Genomic DNA, 296 nt, shown 5'->3' on the forward strand with positions numbered 1-296 from the left:
ACCTATGGATGGCTGACACTTGCCGTTTTCCTGCCGCTGCTGACCATGCTCGTGTTCAGCTTCATGTCCGCGACACCGATGGGCAAGGCCCCGATCGTCTTTACGCTGAAGCAGTACCGCGCGTTCATCGACCAACCCTATCTGGTCGGGATCGGCATCACGTCGCTGCTGATCGGTTTCTGGACGACGCTGTTCTGCGCAGTGCTTGGTTTCCTGGCGGCTGTGGCTTTGGTCCGCTCGACCTTCGGCAAGACGCGTGAGATGTTGTTGATCCTCATTCTCCTGCCATTCTGGAC

General features: G+C 58.1%; 1 pseudogene. It reads left to right on the plus strand.

Going from position 1 to position 296, the window contains the following annotated elements:
• A pseudogene (locus AF337_RS11800) lies at positions 1-296 on the plus strand (ABC transporter permease); the annotation flags it as partial.

The organism is Rhizobium ecuadorense, assembly GCF_001187535.1.
GTDB lineage: Bacteria > Pseudomonadota > Alphaproteobacteria > Rhizobiales > Rhizobiaceae > Rhizobium > Rhizobium ecuadorense.